At 63.8% G+C, this 6,750-nt stretch carries 7 protein-coding genes; all 7 read left to right on the top strand.

Annotation, left to right across the window (positions count from 1 at the left end; genetic code table 11):
• On the top strand, window positions 1–828 hold an 828-nt coding region (sufB, locus tag AC4FAH_RS07475; protein ID WP_490245830.1), incomplete at its 5' end, for a Fe-S cluster assembly protein SufB.
• A gap of 74 nt (window positions 829–902) precedes the next feature.
• Window positions 903–1,652 carry a Fe-S cluster assembly ATPase SufC gene (gene sufC / locus AC4FAH_RS07470; RefSeq protein WP_043335213.1) on the top strand — a complete coding sequence of 250 codons (750 nt, stop codon included), beginning with the start codon at window positions 903–905 and terminating at the stop codon, window positions 1,650–1,652.
• On the top strand, window positions 1,652–3,064 hold the full coding sequence (gene sufD / locus AC4FAH_RS07465; protein ID WP_052384761.1) for a Fe-S cluster assembly protein SufD: 1,413 nt from the start codon (window positions 1,652–1,654) through the stop codon (window positions 3,062–3,064). The genes sufC and sufD overlap by 1 nt, the downstream gene beginning before the upstream one ends.
• Window positions 3,061–4,305 carry a cysteine desulfurase gene (locus AC4FAH_RS07460; protein WP_490245829.1) on the top strand — a complete coding sequence of 415 codons (1,245 nt, stop codon included), beginning with the start codon at window positions 3,061–3,063 and terminating at the stop codon, window positions 4,303–4,305. The genes sufD and AC4FAH_RS07460 overlap by 4 nt, the downstream gene beginning before the upstream one ends.
• A gap of 165 nt (window positions 4,306–4,470) precedes the next feature.
• A complete protein-coding gene (sufT, locus tag AC4FAH_RS07455; protein WP_043335218.1) occupies window positions 4,471–5,046 on the top strand; it encodes a putative Fe-S cluster assembly protein SufT in 576 nt (191 codons plus the stop codon).
• Between the two features lie 255 nt (window positions 5,047–5,301).
• Entirely contained in the window at window positions 5,302–5,907 is a 606-nt protein-coding gene (locus AC4FAH_RS07450) for a YceI family protein (RefSeq protein WP_213113898.1), read from the top strand.
• Window positions 5,908–6,045: 138 nt separating this feature from the next.
• The coding region (locus tag AC4FAH_RS07445) for a SanA/YdcF family protein (RefSeq protein ID WP_490245828.1) at window positions 6,046–6,750 on the top strand (705 nt) is incomplete at its 3' end.

Here is a 6,750-nt window from a genome sequence, read left to right as displayed (position 1 = left end):
TCCACCTACTTCCGCATCAACGCCGCCAACACCGGCCAGTTCGAGCGCACCCTGATCATCTGCGAGAAGCAGGCTCAGGTCTCGTATCTGGAAGGCTGTACCGCGCCGCAGCGTGATGACAACCAGCTGCACGCCGCCGTGGTCGAGCTGGTGGCCCTGGAAGACGCCTACATCAAGTACTCCACCGTCCAGAACTGGTATCCGGGCGATGAAGACGGCAAGGGCGGCATCTACAACTTCGTCACCAAGCGTGCCGACTGCCGTGGTGACCGCTCCAAGGTCTCCTGGACCCAGGTCGAGACCGGCTCCGCGATCACCTGGAAGTACCCGTCGTGCATCCTGCGCGGCAAGGACAGTGTCGGGGAGTTCTACTCCGTCGCCGTCACCAATGGCCGTCAGCAGGCGGACACCGGCACCAAGATGATCCACATCGGTGAGGGCACCAAGTCCACCATCGTCTCCAAGGGCATCTCGGCCGGTAATTCCGAGCAGTCCTATCGTGGTCTGGTCAAGATCGGCCCGCGGGCCAAGGGCGCGCGCAACTTCACCCAGTGTGACTCGCTGTTGATCGGCGACCGCTGTGGCGCGCACACCTTCCCGTATCAGGAAATCGGCAACGCGACGGCCACCGTCGAGCACGAGGCGACGACTTCCAAGATCGGCGAAGATCAGCTGTTCTACTGCCGTCAGCGCGGCATCAGCGAGGAAGATGCGGTCAACATGATCGTCAACGGCTTCTGCAAGGACGTCTTCCAGGAGCTGCCGATGGAGTTCGCCGTCGAGGCCGAGGCGCTGCTCAACGTCACCCTTGAAGGCGCCGTCGGCTGATCCCGCCGTCCCTTTCGCATTCACCCCATTCTTGAGGGCCGCTCGCGGGCGGCCTGTCAGCAAAAGGTATCAACATGCTCGTAGTCAAAGATCTGCACGTTTCGGTGGAAGGCAAGGAAATCCTCAAGGGTCTCGATCTGACCATCAACAAGGGTGAAGTCCACGCCATCATGGGCCCGAACGGCGCAGGCAAGTCCACGCTGTCTTCCGTGATCGCCGGCAAGGACGGCTATGAAGTGACCTCGGGCACCATTACCTATGAAGGTGAGGATGTGCTGGAGATGGAAGTCGAAGAGCGTGCGCGTGCCGGCATGTTGCTGGGCTTCCAGTACCCGGTGGAAATCCCGGGGGTCAAGAACGTCTACCTGCTCAAGGCGGCGCTGAATGCCAAGCGTGAAGCCGAAGGCCTGGGCGAGATTCCGGCCCCGGAATTCATGAAGCTGATCCGCGAGAAGTTGGCCTTCATGCAGATGGACGCCAGCTTCCTGCAGCGCGCCGTCAACGAAGGCTTCTCTGGCGGTGAGAAGAAGCGCAACGAGATCCTGCAGATGCTGGTGCTGGAACCGAAGCTCGCCATGCTCGACGAGATCGACTCCGGCCTCGACATCGATGCCCTCAAGGTCGTCGCCAAGGGCGTCAACTCGCTGCGCAACGAAGACCGCGCCGTGCTGATGGTCACCCACTACCAGCGTCTGCTCGAGCACATCGTGCCGGACCAGATCCACGTGCTGATGGATGGCCGCATCGTCAAGTCCGGTGACAAGTCGCTGGCACTCGAACTCGAAGCCCAGGGCTATGACTGGCTGCAGGAGGAAACCGCGTAATGACAGCACTTGCTACCGCGTCCGTCCCCGGCAGCGAAGCCTTCGCCAGCGAATTCGCTGCCCGCAAGGCTCGCTTTGCGGCTGATCCGAGCTGGATGGCCGCCCGCCGTCAGGCCGGCATCGCCCGCTTTGAAGCCCTCGGCCTGCCGACCCGCAAGGTCGAGGCCTGGAAGTACACCGACACCCAGGCACTGGGTCGTCAGCAATATCGTCTCGCCGACGATGCAAGCCTCGCGCCGGCCGTGAAGGATGCGCTGGCTCTCGACGTCGACGCCTACCGTCTGGTGTTCGTCGATGGCCTCTACAATGCCGAGCTGTCCGATGTGGCAGGCCTGCCCGACACCGTGCGTGTCGTGCCGCTGTCTGATGCCATCGTCAATCAGCCGGAAGTCATCGGCGGCTCGCTGAATCGCCTGACCGGCATCGATTTCACGCCGTTCGTGGCGCTGAACTCCGCCTTCACCGAAGAGGGTGCGGTGATTCAGGTCGGCCCGCGCACGGTGCTCGACAAGCCGGTCTACGTGCTGTTCCTGTCGCGTGCCGCCGTCGAAGGCCAGCCCGTGACCATGAGCCACCCGCGTCTGCTGGTGCAGCTGGGCAGCCGCGCCGAAGCCAGCGTGATCGAGCATCACATCGGTGAGAGCGGCGCGACCAACTTCACCAACATGGTCAGCGAAGTGATGCTGGAGCGCGGCGCCGTGCTCAATCATTACAAGCTGGGCGAAGCCGCCACCGGCGAGACGCATATCGCCTCGCTGCAGGTCGAGCAGCCGCGTGACAGCCAGTATCGCTCCATCAACCTGAACACCGGTGGTGGTCTGGTGCGCAACGATATCGTCTGCGACCTGAACGGTAACAACGCCCATGCACGCCTCGATGGCCTGTTCTTCGGTCGTGATCGCCAGCACGTGGACACCCACTCGCTGGTCAATCACAACGAGGCACTGACGTTCTCCGACGAGAACTACAAGGGTATCCTGGCCGACCGCGCCCGCGGCGTCTTCAATGGCCGCGTGCTGGTCAAGCGCGACAGTCAGCAGATCGAGGCGCATCAGAACAACGCCAACCTGCTGCTGTCGGACCGCGCCGAGATCAACACCAAGCCGGAACTCGAGATCTACGCCGATGACGTCAAGTGCTCCCACGGCACCACGACCGGTCAGCTCGACGAGACCGCCGTGTTCGCGCTGCGCGCCCGTGGCATCGATGAGCAGACCGCCCGTGGCCTTTTGACCCTGGCCTTCGCCAACGAAGTCATGACCGGCCTGGGCATCGACGCCATCGCTGAGCGCATCGAGCGCAGTGTCGCGGGGCGCCTGCCGTCACGCTTCCACCTCGATGAGCTGGTCGATCTCAGCGTCGAGCTGGGCGGTGGCGCCGTGGCGGTGGCACGTGATGAGGACTTTGCATGAGCGCACTCGACAACCTGATGCTCGACGTCGTGCGGGTACGCGAGGATTTTCCGATCCTCGAGCGTCGCGTGCATGGTGATGTGCCGCTGATCTATCTGGACAGCGCCGCCACCAGCCAGACGCCGACCGCCGTCATCGACGCGATGAGCGACTACTACCGCAAGACCAATGCCAACATCCACCGCGGCCTGCATACCCTGGCGGATGAGGCGACGGCGGCCTTCGAAGGCACGCGTGAGAAGGTGCGCAGCTTCATCAATGCGCGTTTGACGCGGGAAGTCATCTTCACGCGTGGCACCACCGAGGCGATCAATCTGGTCGCCAACAGCTGGGGAGCCAACTGGCTGAATGCCGGCGATGAAGTGCTGATCTCGGTGATGGAGCATCACGCCAACATCGTGCCGTGGCAGCTTCTGGCCGAGCGTCTCGATATCGTCATCAAGGTCATCCCGTGTGACGACGATGGCGTGCTCGACATGGCAGCCTACCGCCACCTGTTGGGCGAGAAGACGCGTCTGGTCTGCGTCAATCAGGTCTCCAACGCCCTGGGCAGCATCAACCCGGTGGCCGAGATGGCGAAGCTGGCACACGCTCACGACGCGCTGATTCTGGTCGATGGCGCCCAGGCGGTGCCGCATCAGCAGGTCGATGTGCGCGAGATCGATGCTGACTTCTATGTCTTCTCGGGCCACAAGATGTACGGCCCGACCGGCATCGGTGTGCTCTACGGCAAGGAAGCGCTGCTGGAGGCGATGCCGCCGTGGCAGGGTGGCGGTGAGATGATCCGCACGGTGTCGTTCGAGAATGGCACCCTGTTCGCGGACCTGCCGCACAAGTTCGAGGCCGGCACGCCGCCCATCGCCGAGGTCATCGGGCTGGGCAAGGCCATCGACTGGCTGGACTGCACCCACATGGCGCTGATCACGCGCTGGGAACAGCAGCTGATGCACCATGCCAGCGAGCGCATGCGCGAAGTGGACGGCCTGCGCATCATCGGCAACTCGCCCGACAAGGCGGGCGCGATCTCCTTCGTGGTCGATGGTGCCCACGCCCAGGATATCGGTCTGCTGATCGACCAGCTGGGGGTCGCCATCCGTACCGGCCACCACTGCGCGCAGCCGGTGCTGCGTCGCTTCGGTGTCGACGCCACCTGTCGGGCCTCCTTCGCGGCCTACAACACGCCGGAAGAGATCGACATGTTCGTCGATGCCCTGCAGCGTGTGCTGACCATGGTGCGCTGAGCACCACCCTGCGGTGGCCCTGACGGGCGCTGATCAATGAGGCTCGCGCATGGCGGGCCTCATTGGTATCGGCACTTGCCAGGGGATGTTGTCACCCGCACGTCTTGAGTGAACCAACAGAATTCACGAGCCGCATGTTGTCATGCGGCTCGGCAAGGAGAGGGCATGAGCCACACTGAAGACCAGCTGGCCAGCCTCGGCAAGGGCCAGAAGATGCCGTTGCAGCGGGACGTGGAGGGCATCTCGGTACCGTTCGGCAAGTCGGTGACCCTGCACGAGGACTCGGTGGTCGAAGTCATGCAGGCCAAGGGCGGCACCGTCAGCGTCGCCTTCGAGGGTCGCATGTACCTGATCGAGAGCTTCAGCCTCGATGCGCTGGGGCTGGACGCCGTGCCGCGTCCGCATCTGCCGGCCGGCCAGAGCGATGCCGACATCGAGGCCTTCGTCTGGGCCCAGCTGCGCACCTGCTTCGACCCCGAGATCCCGGTCGACATCGTCGAGCTGGGGCTGGTCTATGGCTGTCGTATCGACACCCTGATCAGCGGCGAGAAGATGGTCAATCTCAAGATGACGTTGACCGCGCCGGGCTGCGGCATGGGCAACGTCATCGCCGAGGACGCCAAGCGCAAGATTCTTGGCGCCGAAGATGTCTCCAAGGTCCATGTCGAGATCGTGTTCTCGCCTGCCTGGTCGCGCGAGATGATGAGTGAGGATGCCCGCCTGGAACTGGGCATGTTCTGAGCATCATCAGCGCACCTTAGTCGTCTGCTGTTGTCGCCCTTTGTTGTCTGCGGCTCCCTGGAGGCCTTTCATGGCCGGTAGTCGCAGTAACACTCGGGTGAGATGCAGCAAACGCAACCGGGTGGGCGGGAACCTCTCGTCCATCCGGCTATCCAATTCACGTTGCTGAGCGTCCGGGCAAGTTGCTGCCTCGGGCCGCGTCGGCACGTCCGTTTGACGGTTTCCCGTATCACCTGCCTCAAGGAAGACTCCCCAATGCGATTCCAGACTGCGCTGCGCACCCTGACCGCCACCCTGATCCTGAGCACCGCTGCCAGCGCGCAGGCCGCCTGGAAGCTGGATGGCGACGTCTCACAGCTGAGCTTCCAGACCACCAAGATGGCCAAGTCGGGCGCCAGCACCGTCGAGACGGATGCCTTCACCTCCTGGCGTGCGCGCGTCAATGACGCCGGTCAGCTGTCGGTGGAGATCGACCTCGACTCCGCCAGTACCGGCATCGACATTCGTGACCAGCGCGTCAGCGAGAAGCTGTTCGAGTCCGGCACCTATCCGTTGGCCGTGATGACCGCCAGTCTCGACATGCCGACCCTCAAGGTGATGGAGCCGGGCGATACCCAGCAGGTGGATGTCGAAGGCCAGCTGACGCTGCACGACAACACCCAGAACCTGCCGATGAGCCTGCAGGTGACGCGCCTGCGCGGCGATCGCTGGCTGGTGCAGACCCTCACGCCGGTGATGGTCGATGCTGAGCAGTTCGCGCTGGTCGATGGCATTCGCACCCTGCGTGACCTGGCCGGGCTTGGCAACATCGCGACCCAGGTGCCAGTCAACGTCAAGGCCGTGATGGTGCAGGAAGACTGAGCGGAGTCACCCGCATGCGTGGCCGGGGAACAGTCAGTGCTGGCAGAGCCTCGGCCGCTTGGGTAGGCTGGGCGCTCATGCCTGCACGATGTGACGGTAACGGCAGGAAAGACAGGCAGGGATGGGCGTGAGGAAGAGATGCAGCGAGTGATCATGCGGGCTGGCTGGACCATCGTCGGTCTGCTGGCCGCCGGTGCAATGACGGTGGTCGGGCTCAACCTCTGGGTCGTGATGGCAACGCACGATCGCATTGCCACGTCACCGCTGACCTGTCAGAGCCGTGAGGTGGGGATCGTGTTCGGTACCTCCCACGGCCTGGTGGGCGGGGGCAGCAATCCACACTATCAGGCACGCCTTGATACCGCCGCCCAGCTCTACCGCCTGCGCCGCGTCTCCAACCTGCTGCTCTCGGGAGACAACCGCACGCGTTACTACAATGAGCCGATGACCATGTGGCGTGACCTGCGAGCGCGCAACGTGCCGCAGGAGTTCATGACGCTCGATTACGCGGGCTTCTCCACCTTCGATACCCTCGTGCGAGCGCACAAGGTCTTCGGTGTCGACGAGGCGGTGCTGGTCACCCAGCCGTGGCACCTGCCGCGTGCGCTGTTCATCGCCGATGCGCTGGGTCTGGAGGCGGTGGGCTGCCCGGCCATCTCCGAGCGCCAGCCGCCGGGGCTCAAGCTGATGCTGCGCGAGTGGCTGGCCCGTGCGGCGACAGTGGGTGATCTCTACCTGTGGGGGCGCAAGCCGCGCTTCCTCGGGCCGCAGGAGTCGCTGCCGACGCCGGTGTTGTCATCGCACTCATCATCTCACTCCTCAGACAAGCACGTGATGTCGCCG

Source organism: Cobetia sp. (assembly GCF_983723665.1).
This window is presented reverse-complemented; position numbering and strand designations above follow the sequence as displayed.

Excerpts from the sequence above, each read along its gene's own strand:
- sufC (WP_043335213.1), top strand. The coding sequence starts at position 903 with ATGCTCGTAGTCAAAGATCTGCACGTTTCGGTGGAAGGCAAGGAAATC.
- sufD (WP_052384761.1), top strand. The coding sequence starts at position 1,652 with ATGACAGCACTTGCTACCGCGTCCGTCCCCGGCAGCGAAGCCTTCGCC.
- AC4FAH_RS07460 (WP_490245829.1), top strand. The coding sequence starts at position 3,061 with ATGAGCGCACTCGACAACCTGATGCTCGACGTCGTGCGGGTACGCGAG.
- sufT (WP_043335218.1), top strand. The coding sequence starts at position 4,471 with ATGAGCCACACTGAAGACCAGCTGGCCAGCCTCGGCAAGGGCCAGAAG.
- AC4FAH_RS07450 (WP_213113898.1), top strand. The coding sequence starts at position 5,302 with ATGCGATTCCAGACTGCGCTGCGCACCCTGACCGCCACCCTGATCCTG.